The sequence below is a fragment of the Nonomuraea antri genome, assembly GCF_013283785.1.
In the GTDB taxonomy this organism is placed as follows: Bacteria; Actinomycetota; Actinomycetes; order Streptosporangiales; family Streptosporangiaceae; genus Nonomuraea; species Nonomuraea antri.
Genome location: NZ_JABCPZ010000059.1, coordinates 21,127 through 42,192, shown reverse-complemented (window position 1 = coordinate 42,192; position 21,066 = coordinate 21,127). Strand labels below are relative to the sequence as shown.

Sequence of the window (21,066 nt, the reverse complement as noted above, 5' to 3'; positions counted from 1 at the left end):
CTTCCTACGGGCTGGCTTCAATGCGTGAGGATCTTGGACAGGAAGTCCTTCGCCCGGTCGGTCTGGGCGTTGGTGAAGAACTCGTCGGGGGTGTTCTCCTCGACGATCTGACCATCCGCCATGAAGACGACGCGGTTGGCGGCCCTCCTGGCGAACCCCATTTCGTGTGTGACGACCATCATCGTCATCCCGTCTCTGGCGAGACCGATCATGACGTCCAGCACCTCTTGCACCATCTCCGGGTCGAGCGCGGAGGTCGGCTCGTCGAAGAGGATCATCTTCGGATCCATGGCCAGCGCCCTGGCGATGGCCACGCGCTGCTGCTGGCCGCCCGACAGCTGCGCCGGGTACTTGTCCGCCTGCGCGGCGATGCCGACCCGTTCGAGCAGCTCCATGGCCCGCTTGTCAGCGGCTTCACGTGCTTTCCTGCGCACCCTGATCGGCCCGAGCGTGACGTTCTCCCGGATCGTCTTGTGCGCGAACAGGTTGAAGGACTGGAAGACCATGCCGACGTCGGAGCGCAGCCTCGCCAGCGCCTTGCCCTCGTCGGGCAACGGCTCGCCGTCGAAGACGATCTGACCGCCGTCGATGGTCTCGAGCCGGTTGATGGCCCGGCACAGGGTGGACTTCCCGCCACCCGAGGGGCCGATCACGACCAGGACCTCGCCACGGGAGACGGTCAAGTTGATGTCCTTCAGGACGTGCAGCGCCCCGAAGTGCTTGTTGACGTTCTCCAGCCTCACCAGCGGAGCGTCGTCCCCGTTTTCCGTCATGGATACAGACGGTAAAGGGTCTCAAGACGCTGGTCACTAACCGAGCGGTACCGATCCGATCACATCGCGCCACCAAGCTGGTCTTTTACCTTCGGCAGAGGCTCAGGACGCATTGACACCCGACCACCGCCATCCCGTGGAACGACTACCCTTGAACCTGCCATGACTGTGACCCAGGAGAGCGCCCGCACGTACGAAGTGCGCACATACGGGTGCCAGATGAACGTGCACGACTCCGAGCGGCTGTCAGGCCTGCTGGAGGATGCCGGCTACGTGCCGGCCGCCGACGGCCGGACCGCCGACGTGGTGGTGTTCAACACGTGTGCCGTCCGCGAGAACGCCGACAACCGCCTCTACGGCAACCTCGGCCACCTGCGCCCGGCCAAGGTGAGCAACCCGCGCATGCAGATCGCCGTGGGCGGCTGCCTGGCGCAGAAGGACCAGGGCGAGATCGTCCGCCGCGCGCCGTGGGTCGACGTGGTGTTCGGCACCCACAACATCGGATCTCTGCCGGTGCTGCTGGAGCGCGCGCGCATCGCGGGCGAGGCGCAGGTCGAGCTGAAGGAGTCGCTGGAGGTCTTCCCCTCGACCCTGCCGACCAAGCGCGAGTCCGCCTACGCGGCCTGGGTGTCGATCTCGGTCGGCTGCAACAACACCTGCACCTTCTGCATCGTCCCCTCGCTGCGCGGCAAGGAGAAGGACCGCCGGCCCGGCGACATCCTGGCCGAGGTGCGCACGCTGGTCGACCAGGGCGTCCTGGAGATCACGCTGCTCGGCCAGAACGTCAACACCTACGGCGTCGAGTTCGGCGACCGGCTGGCGTTCGGCAAGCTGCTGCGCTCGTGCGGCTCCGTCGAGGGGCTGGAGCGGGTGCGGTTCACCTCGCCGCACCCGGCCGCGTTCACCGACGACGTGATCGCCGCCATGGCCGAGACGCCGAACGTGATGCACCAGCTGCACATGCCGCTGCAGTCCGGCTCGTCGCGGATTCTCAAGGCGATGCGCCGCTCGTACCGGGCCGAGCGCTACCTGGGCATCATCGAGCGGGTGCGGGCCGCGATGCCCGACGCGGCGATCTCCACCGACATCATCGTCGGCTTCCCGGGCGAGACCGAGGAGGACTTCCAGCAGACGCTCGACGTCGTGCGCGAGAGCCGCTTCGCCAACGCCTTCACCTTCCAGTACTCCATCCGCCCCGGCACCCCGGCCGCCACCATGGACGACCAGATCCCCAAGGAAGTGGTGCAGGAGCGCTACGAGCGGCTGGTCGCGCTGCAGGAGGAGATCTCCTGGGCGGAGAACAAGAAGCAGGTCGGCAAGACCCTGGAGGTGCTGGTCGCCGAGGGCGAAGGCCGTAAGGACGAGGCCACCCGCCGCCTGTCCGGCCGCGCGCCCGACAACCGGCTGGTGCACTTCGCCGTGGGCGAGGAGACGCCGCGGCCCGGTGACATGGTGACCGTGGAGGTCACGTACGCGGCTCCGCACCACCTGGTGGCCGACGGGCCGGTCACGTCGGTGCGCCGCACCCGTGCCGGCGATGCCTGGCAGGCTCGTCAGGAGCGTCCCGAGCAGGCCAAGGGGGTGCTGCTGGGCATGCCGTCCATCGGCCGCTCGGCCGCGCAGCCCGCGCCCGCCACCGGCGGCTGCGCCGCGCACTGAGCCATCGACGGACGGCCCCGCCGGATTCTCCGGCGGGGCCGTTCGCGTGAGCTCATCGGGTGAGGTCGTCGAGCAGCCTGTAGCAGGGTTCCCGGCGGAAGTCGTGGAAGGTGGCGCAGGGGTCGGGGCCCACCCGGCGCGCGGCCGGCGGCGGCTCGGGCGGGGGCGCGTTCCTGCGCACGTCCGGTTCGGGCGTTCTGGGCCGCGGGACGTCCGGCTGCCGCGAGGGAACCGGGGCTGAGACGGGCGGGGGCTCGCTCGCGCGTTCCTTGCGCCAGGACGTCGGAGGAGGCGCGGGGACGGGAGCCGGAGCACTGGGACGGACGACCTCGAGCCCCGTGACAGGAGCGCCGGGATCCACCAGGTCGAGCCCGCCACCGGGGGAGGGGACGGGCAGCGGCCAGGCCGCGTTTCCGCCCGGGCCACCCGGCGAATACGGCGAAGGCGACTGAACGCGCGAAGGCGTCGCCGGAGTGATGGTGACCGCCGGGCTGAAGGTGATCGGCGGTTGGAGCGTTCCCGGTGGGGAAAGCGCGGTTATCTGATAGGGCTTTTGGTGCGCTTGTGAAGGCGTGTCGTCCGTGCTGGGGATTGCCAGGAAAATACCGGCTCCGGCCGTGGACGCCACCACCACGGCCCCCGCCGCCGGGGCGAGCCGGACGGCCTTAGCTGGGAGGATTGCTCTCAAGGGGGACAAGTCGTGATTCCTCCGTGATTGTTGCGCGAGCATTCGACTGTTGCGGCTAGTGTGGTCCATCGCCCGCGGAAGCCGGAGAGCTTTCCCGATACGACCGCAGGGAGCTGTAACGCCATGCAAGATCCGATCGAGCCGGATCGCCAGGAGATCCTGTCCGGGCCGGGACATTCCCGCCGAGCCCCGAAGAACCAGAAAAAGATCGTCATCATCGCCGTTTCCGCGCTCGTCGCGATTCTCGCCGTCGGCGGTGTCGGATTCTCGCTCGCCGGGGGTTCCGGAGAGTCCGCGCAGCAGCCGGGAGCCGGCCGTCCCGCGCCGACGCAGAGCCCCGGCGAGGCGCAGGAGCTTCAGGACGACGAGGCCACGATGGGCGACGCCACCACGGACGCCCCCGGCGACGACCTGTCCACCGGCGCCGAGGACGACAGCAGCATGGGCGACGCGGTGACCGACGGCGACACGCCCGCGGACACGAACTCGCGCGGCACGTCCCAGACCGGCAACACGGGGAACACCGGCAGTACCGGCAAGAACGGCAGTACCGGGAACAAGCCCGGCACGCCCACGACCCCCGCCGAGCCCCCCGCGGAGAACCCGGCGGACGGCCCGGCCGGCGAGCTCTCCGGCCAGTGCGCCAAGAGCGGCTGCTGACCACCTCGCGGGCGCGAAGTGGCTTGCCGTAAATCACCGCCATTGGGCCTGGGAGTATGCCGGCCGGCTCCCTAGAGTCCGGCCCATGACTGCTGAGATGGCCGCCCGCCTGCGGGCCCTGCACGTGCCCGGCGACCCGCTGATCCTGCCCAACGTCTGGGACGCGGCCTCCGCCCGCGCCGTGCGCGAGGCCGGGTTCCCGGCGATCGCGACCGGGAGCGCGGCGGTCGCCAGGGTGCTGGGCCACGAGGACGGCGAGCGCACCCCGGTCGCCGAGATGATGGCCGCCGTGGCCCGCATCGCGCGGGTCGTGGACGTCCCGGTCACCGCCGACGTCGAGCGCGGCTACGGGCTCAAGCCCGCCGAGCTGGCCGAGCGCCTGGCCGAGGCGGGGGCGTCCGGCTGCAACGTGGAGGACTCGGAACCGGGCGCGGGCGAGCTCGTCGACCCCGAGGTCCAGGCGGACTTCCTGGCCGAGCTGCGCGCCGCCGCCGGCGACGCGCTGGTGATCAACGCCAGGGTGGACGTCTACCTGCGCGACCCCGAGGCCCACGAGGCGGCGGTGGCGCGGGCGCGGCGGTACCTGGAGTCGGGGGCCGACTGCGTGTACCCGATCGGGCTCGGCGACGAGCGGGCGATCGAGTCGTTCGTGCGCGAGGTGGGCGGGCCGGTGAACATCCTGTTCAGGCCGGGCACGCCGAGCCTGGCGCGGCTGGCCGGGCTGGGCGTGGCCAGGGTCAGCTACGGCCACGGCCTGCACCAGGCGACCGAGGTCTACGCCCGAGGGCTGCTCGCGGCGATCAAGGAGGGCCGCAGCCCCTACTGATCACGAAACGAAGCCGCGAGACCGGGCGGCGGGACCGGGCGGTGCGGGTTGCCCGGTGATCGGGGATATGTCCTGCTGACGTACGCTTTTCGTCGTGCTTGTCGCCGCGGCCGTCTGCCCGCAAACCCCGCTGATCGTGTCCCAGCTGCCCGACCTCCGCTCCGCCTGCCACACCGCGATCGCCGCGCTGCGTGCCGCCAGGCCCGACACGCTGATCGTGGTCGGCCCGGCCGAGTCCACCGCCGCCTACGACGCCCGGGCCGCGGGCACCCTGCGCCCCTGGGGCCTGGACGACACGATCGGCGAGGGCGAGCCGGTGCTCCCGCTGTCGCTCACCGTCGGCCGCCTGCTGCTCCAAGGCGACGCCCCGGGCCAGGCAATCGCGCATGACACGCCGCCGGCCGGCTGCCTGGCGCTCGGCGCCGAGCTGGCCGCCCGCGGCGACCGGGTGGCGCTGCTGGTCATGGCCGACGGCTCGGCCTGCCTGTCGTCCCGGGCCCCGGGCAAGTACGACGACGACGCCAAGCCGGTCAACGACCTGATCGCGACCGCCGTCGCCGAGGCCGACCAGGCCGCGCTGGCCGGGCTCGACCCCGAGCGGGCCGACCGCCTCTGGGTGAGCGGCCGCCCGGCGCTCCAGGTGCTCGCCGGGGCGGCCGGCCCGGCCGCGTTCACCGGCCGCCTGCTCGCCCAGTCGGAGCCGTACGGCGTGGGCTACTTCGCCGGGATCTGGAGCTGACGGGCGCGGCGCGGCACCGGGACCGTCATCAGGTCCCTGGCGGCCACGACCTCGCCGTCGAAGCTGCGCCGCACCTCGTCGAGGAACACCGGCTCGTCGTCCGGCGTGTACCGCTCGGAGAAGTGCGTGATCACCAGCTTGCGCACGCCGGCCTCGGCGGCCACCCGCCCGGCCTCGAACGCGGTCAGGTGGCCGTACTCGGTGGCCAGCGCGCTCTCCGCGGACAGGAACGTGGTCTCGATGACCAGCATGTCCACCCCGGCGGCCAGCTCGAACACCGAGTCGCACAGCCGCGTGTCCATGACGAACGCGAAGCTCTGGCCGGGACGCGGGAGGCTGCACTGGTCGAGCGTGATGCCGCGCACCGAACCGGTCCGCTGCAGCTCGCCGACCTCGGGGCCGCGGATGCCGTACTCGGCCAGCTTCTCCGGCAGCATCTGGCGCCCTGACGGCTCCTGCAGGCGGTAGCCGTACGCCTCGACGGGGTGCGACAGGCGGCGCGCGATCAGCGGGCCCGCCGAGTCGAGTTCCCCGCTGACGGGGCACTCCTCGATGGCGGACGTGTCGGCGAACGCAGCGGCGTGCCGCAGCCGCCGCCAGTACGCCTCGCCCGAGGCGGGGAAGACGGCACGCACCGGGTGCCTGACCCGGTCCCTGGCGATGCGCTGGACCACCCCGGGCACACCCAGGCAGTGGTCGCCGTGGAAGTGGGTCACGCACAGCCAGTGCACGTCGCTCGCGCTCGCCCCGGCGTAGGCCATCTGCCGCTGCGTGCCCTCGCCCGGGTCGAAAAGGAAGCCTTGCCCGTCCCAGCGCAGAAGGTACCCGTTGTGGTTACGGTGTCGGGTGGGCACCGCGCTGGAGGTGCCCAGCACCACGAGCTCACGTGAGGACATGATGGATACGGTCGCGTTCGCCGAGGTTCCGACGCCGGTCGGCCCGTTCGTGCTGGCGGTCACCGAGGTCGGGCTCGTCGCGTCGGGATGGGGCGCCCGTTCGCGGCTGAGCGAGCGCCTCGGCCTGACTGAGGTTCATGATGCGGATCGTACGGCCTCGATCGTTTCGGAGCTCACCCATTATTTCGCCGGTGACCTGCGGACGTTCGAGACCCCGATCGACTGGCGGCTCATGTCGGGCTCGCGGCTGCTGGTGCTCCAGGCGCTGCACCGGGTGCCGTACGGCAGCGCGGTCACCTACGGCGAGCTGGCCGGACGCAGCGGCACGAGCGTCCCCGCGCGGGGGATCGGCTCGATCATGGGCTCCAACCCGATCCCGATCGTGGTGCCCTGCCACCGGGTGATCGCCGGCAACGGGCTCGGCGGGTTCAGCGGCGGCGTCGGCGTGGAGACCAAGCGCTGGCTGCTGACCCACGAGGGTTACCTCCAGCCCACCCTGCTCGACCTGTGGTGACCTGGAGCGCGCCGGCCTGCTGACACACTTGTCGGTGTGCGTCAGCAGCCAGTCATCGCCGTGGTGGGTCCCACGGCGGCAGGAAAGTCCGATCTCGCCGTCGACCTCGCGCTCAGGCTCGGGGGCGAGTGCGTCAACGCCGACTCCATGCAGCTCTACCGCGGCATGGACATCGGCACGGCCAAGCTCACCCCGGCCGAGCAGCGCGGCGTGCCGCACCACCTGCTGGACATCTGGGACGTCACGGTCACGGCCAGCGCCGCCGAGTACCAGCGGCTGGCCAGGAAACTGTTCGCCACGATCGACGTGCCCGTGCTGGTCGGCGGCAGCGGCCTGTACGTCCGCGCGGCCATCGACGACCTGGAGTTCCCCGGCACCGACCCGGAGATCAGGGCCAGGCTGGAGTCCGAGCTGGCCGAGACCGGCACGGCCCCGCTCCACGAGCGGCTGCGCGAGCTCGACCCGGCGGCCGCGGCGGCCATCCTGCCCAGCAACGGCCGGCGCATCGTGCGCGCGCTGGAGGTGATCGAGCACTCGGGCCGGCCGTTCTCGGCCACGATGCCGTCGTACGAGGGCGGCGTTCCGAGCGTGCAGATCGGCCTGGAGGTGCCCAGGCCCGAGCTGGACGAGCGCATCGCGCTGCGGGTGACCCGCATGTGGCAGGCGGGCCTGGTCGAGGAGGTGCGCGGGCTGCTCGGGCAGGGCCTGGCCGAGGGGCGCACGGCGAGCCGCGCGCTCGGCTACGCCCAGGTGATCAAGTTCCTGGACGGGGAGTGGAGCCAGGAGCGGGCCGTCGAGGAGACGGTGCGGGCCACGCGGCGTTTCGCCCGCCGCCAGGAGTCGTGGTTCCGCCGCGACCCGAGGGTGGTCTGGCTCCCGTATGACGCCCCTGACCTGCTCGAACGATCCCTGACGCTGATCGCGGGCCACGGCCGCACATAGAATTCTGAAATGCGCTTTCTCAAGGGGCACGGCACCGAGAACGACTTCGTCATCCTGCCCGATCCCGACGCCGAGCTCGACCTGTCGGCCGCGCTCGTCGCCAAGATCTGCGACAGGCGGGCCGGCATCGGCGCCGACGGCGTGCTCCGTGTGGTGCGCACCAAGCAGCACCCCGAGGTGGCCGGGCAGGCGGCGCGGGCGGAGTGGTTCATGGACTACCGCAACGCCGACGGCAGCGTGGCCGAGATGTGCGGCAACGGGGTGCGGGTCTTCGCGCGCTACCTGCTCGACGCCGGGCTGACCGACGCGAGCGAGTTCGGCATCGCCACCAGGGGCGGCGTCAGGCAGGCCAGGGTCGAGGAGAACGGCGACATCACCGTCGACATGGGCAAGCCGGTCGTCGGCAGGGAGAGCGTGGCCACGCTGGGCAACCAGGAGTATCGCGGCGTCCAGGTCGACATGGGCAACCCGCACCTGGCCTGCGCCATCGGCGATCCGGTCGCCCAGCTCGACCTGGCGCGCCAGCCCGGCTTCGACCCGGGCGTGTTCCCGCACGGCGTCAACATCGAGCTGTTCAACCCGGTCGGCACCACCCGCGCGGTGATGCGGGTCTACGAGCGCGGCTCGGGCGAGACCCGCTCGTGCGGCACCGGCGCGGTCGCCACCGCCGTCGCCGCGGCGCGCATGTCCGGCGAGACCACCGGCCGCTGGACGGTCGAGGTGCTGGGCGGCACCCTCACCGTGATCCTCGACGAGGACACCAGCTACCTGTCCGGCCCGGCGATGATCGTCGCGTCCGGGAATCTCACTCTTGCAGAATAAAGTTCTTCCGGGGGATGCTGGGTCTATCTGACGAACCGAGAGGGGCGGACATGGCGGACCCGCGTACGACCGCGGTAGAGGTCAAAGGACCCGTGGGCCACTACGGCGGCGGATGGATGATCTCCCGGGAGGCCAAGGCCATCTGCGAGGCGCACGGGCTCGGCCCGCGCGAGCTGTACTTCCGCGGCCGCTTCGGCGTGCTCGGCGACTGCGACGCCGACGTGGTCACGTCCGTGGCGGTCTTCTTCCCGCGCGAGCACGTCGAGGAGAACTGGAACGGCGGGCGCAAGCTGCCCGTGGAACAGGCCGTCGAGCTCTACGCCGAGGCGTGCGGGCAGTGGGGCCGGCGCAAGCTGGGCGGCTACGACGGCTGCGCCCGCATCGCCGAGCTGCTCGAACCCGTCGTGCGTCAGGCGTCTTCCGTCGGCGCGCCGCTGTTCGCCGGCTGGCGCGCGGTCCCGCTGCCCGACGACGCGCCCGCGCGCGCCACGCAGCTCATGCACGTCCTGCGGGAGCTGCGCGGCGGCCTGCACGCCAACGCGGTGCTCGCGGCCGGCCTGCACCCGCTCGACGCCACGCTCGCCGCAGACCACGACGGCACCCCGTTCGGACACGCCGCGGGCGAGCTCATCGCGAAGTTCTTCACCTGGCCCGAGCCCTACCAGCAGCCCGCGCCCGAGACGAAAGCACGCCGCGCGGCCGTCGAAGAGACGACCGACGACCTGATGGCACCGGTATTTTCGGTCCTCAACAGCGACGAATCGGACGAGCTCATCGACCTTCTGCGTTTTGGGCACGCTCATTGACCTGGCAGACTGACTGCCCATGGACGTGGACATCTGGGCCTGGGTCGGAGAAACCCAGCAGCAGCTTTCCGAGGCGGGCAACGTTGGCCTCGCCATGGCGCTGGGAGACCTTCCCGCACAGGCCTACGAGGGCCGATATCCGCAGCTCGACGTCATGGCCCCGGCCATCGCGCAGCAGGCGGAGACCCTGGAGCTGCCGTGGCTCGAGTTCTACGCCCGCTACTGGCACCTGATCGGCCGCATCGGCGACCGCGCGCAGGGCGCGGTCGCCATCGACGACGCCAAGCAACTGCTCGCGTTCGCCCAGCGCGAAGACGTGCGTGAGTGCCCGGCCACGCCGGCCGCGGTCGAGGCGCTGGCCGTCGTGTGGGCCAACACCGACGGCCCCGGCTACGCCACCGACCGGCTGGAGACCGTCGGCGCGTTCCTGGAGGACATGAGCCCCGAGCGGCCGGCCTTCTCCGGACTGGTCACCCAGTACGTGTCGGCGCTCATCGACGCCGGCAAGCCGGGCGAGGCCGTCGCCTACGCCGAGGCCGCCGTCGAGCGGCTGCGCACCGGGGGCCACGAGGCGAGCTGGGAGCTGGGCGCGGAGAGTGCGCGGGCGCTGCTGGCCGCCGGCCGGGCCGAAGACGCGCTGACCGCGCTGCAGGCCGCCGCCGACCTCCAGGCCGACGACCCGGTCGCCAAGCCGCACCGCGACGGCGTGCGCAGGGCGCTGATCCTGGCCACGCTCGGCCGGATCGCCGAGAGCGTCGACGCGCTGCCCGACCTCGACGTGGTCGGCGAGCACCCGCGCTCGTTCGTGGAGTGGTCGCGGGCCGTGCGCCTGCTGGCCGACTCCTCCCAGATCACCAACACCTGGCAGCTCGGCCGCGTGCTGCGCCAGTGGATCGACTACTTCGGCATGATGGGCGGCTACCGCGCCCGCGTCGAGCTGGCCCTGGTGGCCGGCGACCTGGCCGTGGCCAGGCAGGGCGGGTGGCAGGCCAGGCTGCTGGCCGACCTGGCCGAGTCCGCCGCCGCCGAGCTGCGCGACACCGACGGCCTGATCGAGCGCATCGCCGCGCTGCGCGAGGCCGCCAACACCGCCCCCGAGCCCGAGGCCCCGGGCCCGCTGGAGGAGCGCGTCTCCTACTTCGACGCCGCCGACGGCTTCAACGCCGACCCGGAGAAGTGGGTCGGCTGGCTCGCCCCGCTGTCGGGCGAGGACCTGGAGGCCACCCGCCGCCACACCACCACGCTCGGCTTCCTCGGCTACCCGTCGGCCGGCGCCGACATCTACTGGAAGATGCTGGTCGACTCCGGCCGCATCGCCACCGCCGAGTCCGACGACGTCGCCTACCTGACCACGCTGCTCGTCGACGCCCGTCAGGACGAGCGGCTGGAGCAGATGGCCGCGATGCTCCCGCACGACGCCCAGCACCTGGCGCTGGCCCGGCTGCACAGCGCCCGCGAGCGCTGGCCGGAGACGCTCGACGCGGCCGAGCACGCGGTGGCCGCCGGCGCCGGCATCGAGGCCCGCCGCCTGGTGTCGGGCTCGGCCCAGCAGCTCGACCAGAACGAGCGGGCGGCCGCCGTGCTGCTCGAGGTGATCGACGAGCTCACCGAGGAAGACCTGTGGCGCATGGTCGTCATGGCCACCTCGGCCGAAGACTGGGAGACCGTGCGCAAGGGCGCGGCCAAGATCGGCATGCCGATCAAGTCCAAGGAGGGCCCGATCGAGGAGGAGATGGGCCTGATCAGGGTCATCCTCCCGGCCCCCGACGGCGGTCAGCGGCAGGTCCTGTCGATCCGCACCGGCCCGGCCACCGCCAGGCTGGCGCTGCCGCAGCCGCGCGGCATGGACTACAACGCCGGTGACCTGGTCGTGTTCGACCCGCAGCTGCTCGAGCCGATGCCGGAAGACCCCAAGGAGCAGCAGAACTTCGTGCCGCCGTTCGCGGCGGTGCGCATTCTCCGTCCCGGCGGCTACACCAGCTACTTCTTCGACGGCGCCGCGCCGAGCGAGTCCGACTGGTCGGAGTTCACCGAGGTCATGGCCGAGCGCGGCTGGCCGATGTGGGTCTACAGCGACGAGAACTACACGGTGACCCACCCGACCAGCGGCGAGCCGCTGCCCGGCGTGTTCGGCTGGGTGGCCGTGCCGCCGGACGTCGCGCCCGCCGAGGTCGACGCCCTCCTCGACGACGCCACCGAGCGATGGGTGCACCCGCTGGCCTGGCTCGACCTGGCCCGCGAGATCGACGTCGAGGTCGAGCGGCACGAGCGCATCGTCAAGGAATACGGACTGTAGGAACTGTAGGGAGCGAGATGCTGCAGCGCTTCAGCCTCGAAGGCAAAGTGGCCGTCGTCACCGGCGCGTCTTCGGGGCTGGGCGTGGCGTTCGCCCGCGGTCTCGCCGAGGCCGGGGCCGACGTGGCGATCGGCGCCCGGCGCAAAGACCGGCTGGAGGAGACCCGCCTGCTGGTCGAGCGGACCGGCCGGCGGTGCGTGGCCGTCCCGACCGACGTGACCAGGCCGGAGGACTGCGAGGCGCTGGTCGCCGCCGCGGTGGCCGAGCTCGGCGCGGTCGACGTGCTGATCAACAACGCCGGGGTCGGCACGGCCGTGCCCGCCGTCCGCGAGACGCCCGCGGAGTTCCGCCAGGTCGTCGACATCAACCTGCACGGCACGTACTGGATGGCGCAGGCGTGCGCGCGGGTGATGCGGCCCGGCTCGTCGATCGTGAACATCGGCAGCATCCTGGGCGAGACCACGGCCGGGCTGCCGCAGGCCGCCTACAGCGCCTCCAAGGCGGCCGTCATCGGGCTCACCCGCGACCTGGCCCAGCAGTGGACTGGCCGGCGCGGCATCCGGGTCAACTGCCTGGAGCCGGGCTTCTTCGCCTCGGAGATGACCGAGCAGTACCAGCCCGGCTACCTGGAGCGGATGATGGAGCTGCGGGTGCCGATGAGGCGTCCAGGCGATCCGGAGGAACTGGTGGCCGCGGCGATCTTCCTGGCCAGCGACGCGTCGTCGTACATCACCGGGGTGACGCTGCCGGTCGACGGCGGGATCCTGATCACCTGAGCGGCCGGGCGCCGGGCGGCCTGAGCAGGGCCGCCACCAGCAACGCGATCGCCGCCATGAGCAGCGCGTTGATCGCCGAGGCCAGGTGGAACCCGTCGACGAACGCCGCCCGCGCGGCCGCGACCACCGCCGGGTCCGCGGTGCCGACCGCCGCGTGCAGGCTCTCGCGGGCCTGTTCCGGCACCTCGCCAGGCGGCAGCGCGGCCCGGTAGACGGCCGTGACGACGCTGCCGATGATCGCGATGCCGATCGCCCCGCCGAGCTGCGGCGCGGTGGACGCGATCGCCGCCGCCGCGCCGGCCCGCTCGGCCGGGGCCGCGCCGATGACCAGGTCCGTGGCCAGCGCCATCATCGGGCCGAGCCCGGCCGACACCACGACCGCCCCGGTGACCAGCACGCCCAGCCCGCCGCCCGTCTGGGTGAGCACGGCGAACCCGGCCGCCGAGACGGCCAGCCCGGCCCCGATCACGGTGGCGGGACGCACCACCCGGACGATCCTGGGCGCGAGCGTGGAGCCCACGATGACGCCCACCGCGGACGGCGCCGTCCACAGCCCGGCCTGCAGCGGCGACAGCCCGTGCACCAGCTGCAGGTACTGGGCCAGGGCGTAGTTCGAGCCCCACAACACGAAGATGCCCAGCGCCAGCGTGGCCGAGGCGGCGCCGAACGTCCTGTCGCGGAACAGCCGCACGTCGATGAACGGATCGGGCAGCCGGAGCTGCCTGCGGACGAACAGCCAGGCGGCGAGCGCCCCGGCCAGGACCGCCACGGCCGCGTAAGGCGCCGGCCCGCCGGCCGCGACCTGCTTGAGCCCGTAGATCACCGGGAGCACCGCGGCCAGTGACAGCAGCGAGCTGACCACGTCCAGCCTGCCGCCGCCGGGATCGCGGTGCTCGGGCAGCAGCAGCGGCCCGACGATCACCAGCACCGCCATGACCGGCACCGCCGCCAGGAACGCCGACCCCCACCAGAAGCGCTCCAGCAGCCAGCCGCCGGCCAGCGGCCCGATCGCGGTGCCCGCCGAGACGGCGGCGACGATCACGCCGACCGCCACCGCGCGCTGGCGTGAATCCGTGAACATGGACGTGACCAGCGATAACGTCGAGGGCATCAGGGTCGCGCCGGTGACGCCCATGAGCGCGCGGGCGGCGATCAGGCTCCAGGCGTCCGGGGCGTAGGCGGCCAGCACCGAGGCGACACCGTACGCGGCCGCGCCGATCAGCAACAGCCGGCGGCGGCCGATCCTGTCGCCCCAGGCGCCCATCGTGATGAGCGAGCCGGACAGCAGGAAGGCGTAGACGTCCACGATCCACAGCAGTTGGGTGCTGCTCGCGCGCAGGTCCGCGCCGATGGCGGGCAGGGCCAGGTTGGTGACGGTCAGTTCCAGCGAGGCCAGCAGGGCGGGCAGCGCGAGCACGGCCAGCCCGATCCATTCGCGCCGGCCGGCCAGGGCGCGTGAGGTCGTTCGGGTCATGCGTCTCAGCGTGAAACCTCGACCAAGGATGAGGTCAAGGATCCGGCCGTCCGGAGCTCTTGTCCGTGGATGCGCAGGGCCTTATGTTCGTTGCGTAGTCCGGTATGTGTTGCGTATTAAGGAACAACCGGAGGGCTCATGGCGGGTTGGCCACGGCTGGTGATCATCGGAGCGGGCATCGTGGGCTGTGCCCTGGCCGACGAGCTCACCGAACGGGGGTGGACCGACGTCACCGTGGTCGAGCAGGGCCCGCTGTTCGCCGCCGGCGGGTCGAGCTCGCACGCCCCCGGGCTCGTCTTCCAGACCAACCCGTCCAAGGCCATGACGGAGTTCGCCGCCTACACAGTGCGCAAGTACACCGGTCTGTCGCTGCGCGGCACGCCGTGCTTCCTGCAGGTCGGCGGGCTGGAGGTGGCCACCACCGAGGAACGGCTGACCGACCTGAGCCGGCGGCGGGGCTGGGCCGAGTCGTGGGGCGTCGAAGGCCACCTGGTCGACGCCGCCCGATGCGCCGAGCTGTGGCCCGCGCTCGACCAGGGCCGGGTGCTCGGCGGCTACCACGTGCCAACCGACGGCCTGGCCGCCGCCGTGGCCTGCGGCGAGGCGCAGGCGCAGCGGGCGATGGAACGCGGCGCCGCGTTCCTGCCCGGGCACACCGTGGTCGGGCTCGAACAGCACGGCGGCCGGGTCACCGGCGTCGCGGTCGAGACGCGGGACGAGTACCGCGTCATCCCCGCCGACGTCGTGGTGTGCGCCGCCGGGTTCTGGGGCCCGTCGATCGGGGCGATGGCCGGGCTGCGGGTGCCGCTGCTGCCGCTGGCCCACCAGTACGCCAAGTCCGGCCCGATCAGGCTGCCCGGCACCGCGCCCATCCTCCGCCACCAGGACCGGGACCTGTACTTCCGGCTGCACGGCGACCGGGTCGGCGTCGGCTCGTACGCGCACCGGCCGATGCCGGTGGCCCAGCACGAGATCGTCTCCAAGGGCACGGTCATGCCGTCGGTGCAGGCGTTCACCGAGGCGGACTTCGACCCCGCCTGGCGCGACGCCGTCGAACTGCTCCCGGCCCTGGCCGAGACCAAGTACGAGGACGGCATCAACGGGATCTTCTCCTTCACCCCCGACGGGTTCCCGCTCATCGGCGAGGCGCCGGAGCTCGACGGGTTCTGGCTGGCCGAGGCCGTCTGGGTGACGCACTCGGCCGGGGTGGCCAAGGCCGTCGCGGAGCTGCTCGTCGCCGGGCATTCGAGCTTCGACCTGCACGAATGCGAGCTCAACCGGTTCGAGCCCGTGCAGCTGGCGCCGGCGTTCGTCGAGGAGCGGGGAAAGCAGAACTTCGTCGAGGTCTACGACGTCATCCACCCGCTGCAGCCGATGGAGTCGCCGCGCCCGATGCGGACCAGCCCGTTCCACGTCAGGCAGCGGGAGCTGGGGGCGTACTTCCTGGAGGCGGCCGGGTGGGAGCGGCCGCACTGGTTCGAGTCGAACGCGCTGCTGCTGGCGGGCCTGGACGAGCCGGGGCTCGGCGCGGCGTCACGCGACGCCTGGGCGAGCCGCCACTGGTCGCCCATCGCCGCCGCCGAGTCGCGGGCCACCAGGGAACAGGTCGCCCTGTACGACATGACCCCGCTCAAGCGCATCGAGGTCACCGGAGCCGGCGCGGCGACGTTCCTGCAGCGCATGACCACCAACAACGTGGACAAGAAGCCGGGCTCGGTCACCTACACGCTGCTGCTCGACGCGGCCGGCGGCATCAGGTCCGACCTGACCGTCGCCCGGCTGGACGACGACAGGTTCCAGATCGGCGCCAACGGCAACCTCGACCTCGACTGGCTGACCAGGCACGCGCCGGGCGGCGTGCACGTACGCGACATCACGCCGGGCACCTGCTGCATCGGGGTCTGGGGGCCGCGGGCCAGAGAGCTGGTGCAGCCGCTCACCGACCTCGACCTGTCGCACGCGAACTTCCGCTACTTCAGCTGCAGATCCGGATATGTCGGGCAGGTCCCGGTGCTGGCCATGCGGGTCTCCTACGTCGGCGAGCTGGGCTGGGAGCTCTACACCACCGCCGACCTGGGGCTCAAGCTGTGGGACACGCTCTGGGCCACCGGCCTGCCGATCGCGGGCGGCCGGGCCGCGTTCAACAGCCTGCGGGTGGAGAAGGGCTACCGGCTCTGGGGCGTGGACATGACGCCCGAGCACAACCCGTACGAGGCGGGGCTGGGGTTCGCGGTCAGGGACGACAAGGACTTCGTCGGTCGCGACGCGCTGTCCGCCGCGCACGCCAATGGGCTCACCCGCAAGCTCGTGCCGCTGCTCAGCGCCGAGGTGGTCATGGGCAAGGAGCCGGTACGGCACCAGGGCCGCACGGTCGGCTACGTCACCAGCGCCGCCTACGGCCACACGATCCAGCGGCCCATCGCCTACGCCTGGTTGCCGATCGAGCTGACCACCCCCGGAACACACGTGGAAATTTCGTACTTCGGGCGGCGGGTTCCCGCGGAGGTCGCCGCCGAGCCGCTGTTCGACCCCCAGATGGAGAAGATCCGCCGGTGACCCATCCCGACTTCCTCTGGCGCAACCCCGAACCCAGGCCCGCCTACGACGTCGTCATCGTCGGCGGCGGTGGGCACGGCCTGGCCACCGCCTACTACCTGGCCAGGAACCACGGCATCACGAACGTCGCCGTCCTGGAGAAGGGCTGGCTGGCCGGCGGCAACATGGCACGCAACACCACGATCATCCGCTCCAACTACCTGTGGGACGAGAGCGCGGCCATCTACGAGCACTCGCTCAAGCTGTGGGAGGGCCTGAGCGCCGAACTCGACTACGACCTGCAGTTCAGCCAGCGCGGCGTGCTCAACCTGGCGCACAACCTGGGCGACGTGCGCGAGGGCAGGCGGCGCGTCAACGCCAACCGGCTCAACGGCGTCGACGCAGAATGGCTGGAACCCGCAGAGGTGAAGAAGTTCTGCCCGATCATCAACGTGTCGGACCGGGCCAGGTATCCGGTCATGGGCGCCACGCTGCAACGGCGCGGCGGCATCGCCAAGCACGACCACGTGGCCTGGGCGCTGGCCCGCGCCGCCGACTCCCACGGCGTCGACCTGATCCAGGGCTGCGAGGTCACCGGGTTCGAGATCACCGGCGGCCGGGTGACGGCCGTGCGGACCTCGCGCGGCCGGATCGCGGCGGGCAAGGTCGCGCTCGCCTCCGCCGGGCACACCTCCGTGCTGGCCGAGCGGGCCGGGATCAGGCTGCCGCTGCAGTCGCACCCGCTGCAGGCGCTGGTCTCGGAGCTGCTGGAGCCGGTGCTCGACTGCGTGGTCATGTCGAACGCCGTGCACGTGTACGTCAGCCAGGCGCACAAGGGCGAACTCGTCATGGGCGCGGGCATCGACGCCTACAACTCCTACGGCCAGCGCGGCGCCTTCCACGTCATCGAGGCGCAGATGGCGGCGGCGCTGGAGCTGTTCCCGATCTTCAGCCGGGTCCGGGTGCTGCGTACCTGGGCCGGCATCGTGGACGTCTCACCCGACGCCTCCCCGATCATCGGCACCACTCCGGTGGACGGGCTGTACATCAACGCGGGCTGGGGCACCGGCGGCTTCAAGGCCACTCCGGGCTCCGGCTGGGTCTACGCGCACACGATCGCGCACGGCGCGCCGCATCCGCTGGCCGAGCCGTTCGCGCTGGAACGCTTCACCACCGGGGCGCTCATCGACGAGCACGGCGCGGCGGCGGTGGCGCACTGATGCTGCTCATCGACTGCCCGCACTGCGGCCCACGCGACGAGAACGAGTTCCACTACGGCGGCCAGGCCGGCATCGCCTACCCCACCCGGCCGGTGACCGACGAGGAGTGGGCCGAGTACGTGTTCCTGCGCGACAACCCCAAGGGCTGGTTCCACGAGCGCTGGTTCCACGTGCACGGCTGCCGCGCCTGGTTCGGCGTCGAACGCCACACCGTCACCCACGAGATCAGGAAGCCCCGATGAGGTTCACCTTCGACGGCCGGTCCTACGCGGGGGAGCCGGGCGACACGCTGGCCGCCGCGCTGCTGCGCAACGGCGTGCGCGTGGTGGGCCGCAGCGTCGAGCACGGCCGACCGCGCGGCGTCTTCTCCGCCGGTCCCGAAGAGCCGAACGCCCTGGTCAGGGTGGGCGCCGACCCGATGCTGGCGGCCACCACGGTGGAGCTGCACGAGGGGCTGGCGGCGTGGAGCCTGCGCGGCAAGGGCCGCATCGATCCCGACGCCGTGGACGAGCGCCGCTGCGACAAGGGCTACCTGCACTGCGACGTGCTCGTGGTGGGCGGCGGCCCGGCCGGGCTGTCGGCGGCGCTGGCCGCGGGCCTGGCCGGGGCCAGGGTGATCCTGCTGGACGACCAGCCGGTGCTCGGCGGCGACCTGCTCAACGGCAGGACCAGGCTCGACGGCGCGCCCGCGCTCGACTGGGCCGGCGCGACGTCCGCCCGGCTGGCCGATCTGCCCGAGGTCAGGGTGCTGACCAGGACCACCGCCATCGGCTACTACGACCACAACTATCTGGTGGCCGTGCAGCGGCGGGCGCGCGGCGAGCGGCTGTGGCACCTGCGGGCCCGGCGCGTGGTGCTCGCCACCGGCGCGCACGAGCGATCGGTCGCCTTCCCCGGCAACGACCTGCCCGGCGTGATGCTGGCCGGCGCCGCCCGCGCCTACGCCAACAGGTACGGCGTGCGGGCCGGACGGCGCGCGGTGGTGTTCGCCTGCGCCGACTCCGGCTACGAGGCCGCACGCGACCTGTCGGCGGCCGGCGTCGAGGTGGTGGCCGTGGTCGACCCGCGCCCCCAGGGCCTGCCCATGGACGTGGAGGTGCTGGCCGGGCAGCTGGTCACCGAGGCCGTGGCCGACGCCGGCGGGCTGCTGGCCGGGGTCCGGGTGGGCGAGCGGATCATCGAGGCCGACCTGCTGGCGGTGGCCGGCGGCTGGAACCCGGCCGTGCACCTGTTCAGCCAGTCGCAGGGGCGGGCCGGGTTCGACGAGGACTTGCAGGCGTTCGTGCCGGGGGAGCCGGCGCAGGCGCAGCGCTCGGCCGGCGCGTGCGCGGGCCGCTACGCCACCGCGCTCGTCATCGCGGACGGCCACGCGGCAGGCGCGGAGGCCGCCGAACTGGCCGGGTTCGAGCGCGGTCCCGCGCCCCGCGTCCCCGAGAGCGACGAGGACGTGCCGCGCCCACCGGCCGCGCTCTGGCTGACCGGGACCCGGGGCGAGCAGCCCGCCTTCGTCGACCTCCAGCGCGACGTCACCGTCGACGACGTGGCCAGGGCCGCGGGCACCGGCATGCGCTCGGTCGAGCACGTCAAGCGCTTCACCACCGCGGGCACCGGCGCCGACCAGGGCAAGACGTCGGGCGCGGTGGTGGTGGGCGTGATGTCCGCGCTGCTCGGGGCGAGCCCCGGCCAGGTGGGCACGACCACGTTCCGCCCGCCGTACACGCCGGTCTCCTTCGCCACCCTCGCCGGACGCGACCGCGGCGAGCTGTCCGACCCGGTCAGGACGACGTCCATGCACGCCTCGCACGTGGCGCGCGGCGCCGTGTTCGAGGACGTCGGCCAGTGGAAACGCCCCTGGTACTTCCCCCAGGACGGCGAGTGCATGGCCGAGGCGGTGCGGCGCGAATGCCGGGCGGCCCGCACCGGCATCGCCGCCATGGACGCCTCCACCCTCGGCAAGATCGACATCAGAGGCGCCGACGCGGGCGAGTTCCTGGACCGGATCTACACCAACACCTACTCCACGCTCGCCGTCGGCGCCTGCCGCTACGGCCTGATGTGCACCGCCGACGGCATGGTCTTCGACGACGGCACCACGACCAGGCTCGCCGGCGACCACTACCTGATGACCACGACCACCGGCAAGGCCGCCGCCGTGCTCGACTGGCTGGAGGAGTGGCGTCAGACCGAATGGCCGTCGCTGGACGTCTCGTTCACCTCCGTCACCGACCACTGGGCGACGGTCGCCGTCGTCGGCCCGCGCGCCCGCGAGGTCATCGCGGCGATCGCGCCGGGCGCGGTGGACCTGGCCTTCATGCGCTACGCGGGCACGCCGGTGCTGGGCGTGGCCGGCCGGGTGTTCAGGATCAGCTTCTCCGGCGAGCTGGCGTACGAGGTGAACGTGCCCTGGCGCTACGGCCGGGCGCTGTGGGAGGCCGTGCTGGGGCTGGGCGCGACCCCGTACGGGACGGAGACCATGCACGTGCTGCGGGCCGAGAAGGGCTTCGCGATCGTCGGGCAGGAGACCGACGGCACGGTCACGCCGCAGGACCTGGGGATGTCGTGGATCGTGGCCAAGCGCAAGCCGGACTTCGTGGGCAAGCGCTCGCACGCCAGGCCCGACACCGCCAGGGACGGGCGCAAGCGGCTGGTCGGCCTGCTCACCGACGACCCCGCCGCCTTCGTGGATGAGGGCGCGCAACTGGTCGCCGAGCACGCCGGGAGCGTGCCGCCGGTGCCGATGCTCGGGCACGTGACGTCGAGCTATCGCAGCGCGGTGCTCGGCCGCACGTTCAACCTGGCCATGGCCAGGGACGTGACGCCCGGCGACCGGCTCACGGCCGTCTCGAACGGCACGGCGCACGCGGTGACGGTGGTCGAACCGGTCTTCTACGACCCAGGCAACGCCCGCCGCGACGGCGACCCGCTCACCGAGCCCGCCGCGACTCCGGTGGAGGCGGCGCGGCCGGAGTTCGCCGGGGCCGCCTTCGCCGCGCGGTTCGCCGCGGCGAGCACGCCGGGGCTGCGCCTGCGCGAGGTGCCCGGCGTCCCGATGTGGGAGGTGCGCGGGGCCGAGGCCGACGGGCTGTCGCTGGGTCCCGGGTGGTGGCTGGTGACGGGCGCCGCCGAGCCGGGCCCCGGCTGGGTGGACGTGTCGGACCAGCGCACGATCATCGAGCTGGCCGGCCCGGCGGCCCTGGACGTGCTGATCACCGGCTGCCCGATCGACCTGCACCCGGCGGTGTTCACCGGCCACGCCCAGACGTTGCTGGCCAAGGTCCCGGTCATCCTGCGGCGCATCGGGACCGACACGTATCAGGTGCTGGTCAGGTCCTCTTTCGCCGGTTATCTGGCCGAGTGGCTGCTCGACGCCGTTGACGGGTACTTCTATACCTAGACTTTACGAAATCAGGAGTCTGGGGGTTCGGGGTGCGTGTTCGGGC

General features: G+C 72.3%; 18 protein-coding genes. 14 read left to right on the top strand and 4 right to left on the bottom strand.

What is annotated here, in order from left to right; all coding sequences use genetic code 11:
* Window positions 1-17: 17 nt before the first annotated feature.
* The gene (locus HII36_RS20845) at window positions 18-773 is read right to left on the bottom strand and encodes an amino acid ABC transporter ATP-binding protein (RefSeq protein WP_328807803.1); all 756 of its coding nucleotides are present in this window, start codon (window positions 771-773) and stop codon (window positions 18-20) included.
* A gap of 162 nt (window positions 774-935) precedes the next feature.
* On the opposite strand from HII36_RS20845, the gene miaB reads away from it, so the two are divergent.
* Window positions 936-2,432, top strand: coding sequence for a tRNA (N6-isopentenyl adenosine(37)-C2)-methylthiotransferase MiaB (gene miaB / locus HII36_RS20840; RefSeq protein WP_173524904.1), 1,497 nt, complete (start codon window positions 936-938; stop codon window positions 2,430-2,432).
* Window positions 2,433-2,484: 52 nt separating this feature from the next.
* On the opposite strand, the gene HII36_RS57965 is transcribed toward miaB, so the two are convergent.
* Window positions 2,485-2,613 (bottom strand): hypothetical protein, encoded by a 129-nt coding sequence (locus HII36_RS57965; RefSeq protein WP_268959569.1) that lies wholly within the window; start codon window positions 2,611-2,613, stop codon window positions 2,485-2,487.
* A gap of 630 nt (window positions 2,614-3,243) precedes the next feature.
* Between HII36_RS57965 and HII36_RS20835 the strand changes: the two genes are divergently transcribed.
* The 3 genes from HII36_RS20835 to HII36_RS20825 all read left to right on the top strand — a co-directional run bounded on the left by HII36_RS20835 (window position 3,244) and on the right by HII36_RS20825 (window position 5,345).
* Window positions 3,244-3,780, top strand: a complete 537-nt coding sequence (locus HII36_RS20835; RefSeq protein ID WP_173524903.1) for a flagellar basal body-associated FliL family protein — start codon at window positions 3,244-3,246, stop codon at window positions 3,778-3,780.
* 85 nt (window positions 3,781-3,865) lie between these two features.
* Complete coding sequence (locus HII36_RS20830; RefSeq protein ID WP_173524902.1) at window positions 3,866-4,606, top strand: isocitrate lyase/PEP mutase family protein; 741 nt, start codon at window positions 3,866-3,868, stop codon at window positions 4,604-4,606.
* A 94-nt stretch (window positions 4,607-4,700) separates the two neighbouring features.
* Window positions 4,701-5,345: a class III extradiol ring-cleavage dioxygenase family protein gene (locus HII36_RS20825; RefSeq protein WP_173524901.1), complete on the top strand. Its 645-nt coding sequence runs from the start codon at window positions 4,701-4,703 to the stop codon at window positions 5,343-5,345.
* Here HII36_RS20825 and HII36_RS20820 read toward each other — a convergent pair.
* Complete coding sequence (locus HII36_RS20820; RefSeq protein WP_173524900.1) at window positions 5,321-6,241, bottom strand: ribonuclease Z; 921 nt, start codon at window positions 6,239-6,241, stop codon at window positions 5,321-5,323. The two genes, HII36_RS20825 and HII36_RS20820, sit on opposite strands and share 25 nt — an antisense overlap.
* On the opposite strand from HII36_RS20820, the gene HII36_RS20815 reads away from it, so the two are divergent.
* Genes HII36_RS20815 through HII36_RS20790 form a run of 6 tightly spaced genes read left to right on the top strand, consistent with a single transcriptional unit; the run spans window position 6,240 to window position 12,397 of the window.
* The gene (locus HII36_RS20815) at window positions 6,240-6,755 is read left to right on the top strand and encodes a methylated-DNA--[protein]-cysteine S-methyltransferase (RefSeq protein ID WP_173524899.1); all 516 of its coding nucleotides are present in this window, start codon (window positions 6,240-6,242) and stop codon (window positions 6,753-6,755) included. The genes HII36_RS20820 and HII36_RS20815 overlap by 2 nt on opposite strands.
* Before the next feature lie 36 nt (window positions 6,756-6,791).
* Window positions 6,792-7,697, top strand: coding sequence for a tRNA (adenosine(37)-N6)-dimethylallyltransferase MiaA (gene miaA / locus HII36_RS20810; protein WP_173524898.1), 906 nt, complete (start codon window positions 6,792-6,794; stop codon window positions 7,695-7,697).
* A 9-nt stretch (window positions 7,698-7,706) separates the two neighbouring features.
* Window positions 7,707-8,519 (top strand): diaminopimelate epimerase, encoded by an 813-nt coding sequence (gene dapF, locus HII36_RS20805; protein ID WP_173524897.1) that lies wholly within the window; start codon window positions 7,707-7,709, stop codon window positions 8,517-8,519.
* 50 nt (window positions 8,520-8,569) lie between these two features.
* Entirely contained in the window at window positions 8,570-9,325 is a 756-nt protein-coding gene (locus HII36_RS20800; protein ID WP_236003692.1) for an SCO6745 family protein, read from the top strand.
* Window positions 9,326-9,344: 19 nt separating this feature from the next.
* Complete coding sequence (locus tag HII36_RS20795; RefSeq protein WP_173524896.1) at window positions 9,345-11,621, top strand: tetratricopeptide repeat protein; 2,277 nt, start codon at window positions 9,345-9,347, stop codon at window positions 11,619-11,621.
* Between the two features lie 17 nt (window positions 11,622-11,638).
* Complete coding sequence (locus HII36_RS20790) at window positions 11,639-12,397, top strand: SDR family NAD(P)-dependent oxidoreductase (protein WP_173524895.1); 759 nt, start codon at window positions 11,639-11,641, stop codon at window positions 12,395-12,397.
* On the opposite strand, the gene HII36_RS20785 is transcribed toward HII36_RS20790, so the two are convergent.
* Window positions 12,390-13,871 (bottom strand): MFS transporter, encoded by a 1,482-nt coding sequence (locus HII36_RS20785; RefSeq protein ID WP_173524894.1) that lies wholly within the window; start codon window positions 13,869-13,871, stop codon window positions 12,390-12,392. The genes HII36_RS20790 and HII36_RS20785 overlap by 8 nt on opposite strands.
* 138 nt (window positions 13,872-14,009) lie before the next feature.
* On the opposite strand from HII36_RS20785, the gene HII36_RS20780 reads away from it, so the two are divergent.
* From HII36_RS20780 to HII36_RS20770, 4 genes are read left to right on the top strand one after another with little or no spacing between them, the layout of a single operon-like run.
* Window positions 14,010-16,427, top strand: coding sequence for a GcvT family protein (locus HII36_RS20780; protein WP_173524893.1), 2,418 nt, complete (start codon window positions 14,010-14,012; stop codon window positions 16,425-16,427).
* Window positions 16,424-17,626, top strand: a complete 1,203-nt coding sequence (locus tag HII36_RS20775; protein WP_173524892.1) for a sarcosine oxidase subunit beta family protein — start codon at window positions 16,424-16,426, stop codon at window positions 17,624-17,626. The genes HII36_RS20780 and HII36_RS20775 overlap by 4 nt, the downstream gene beginning before the upstream one ends.
* The gene (locus tag HII36_RS55740) at window positions 17,626-17,868 is read left to right on the top strand and encodes a sarcosine oxidase subunit delta (protein WP_217369748.1); all 243 of its coding nucleotides are present in this window, start codon (window positions 17,626-17,628) and stop codon (window positions 17,866-17,868) included. The genes HII36_RS20775 and HII36_RS55740 overlap by 1 nt, the downstream gene beginning before the upstream one ends.
* A complete protein-coding gene (locus HII36_RS20770) occupies window positions 17,865-21,020 on the top strand; it encodes a 2Fe-2S iron-sulfur cluster-binding protein (protein WP_217369747.1) in 3,156 nt (1,051 codons plus the stop codon). Before HII36_RS55740 ends, HII36_RS20770 begins: the two co-directional genes overlap by 4 nt.
* Window positions 21,021-21,066: the final 46 nt, after the last annotated feature.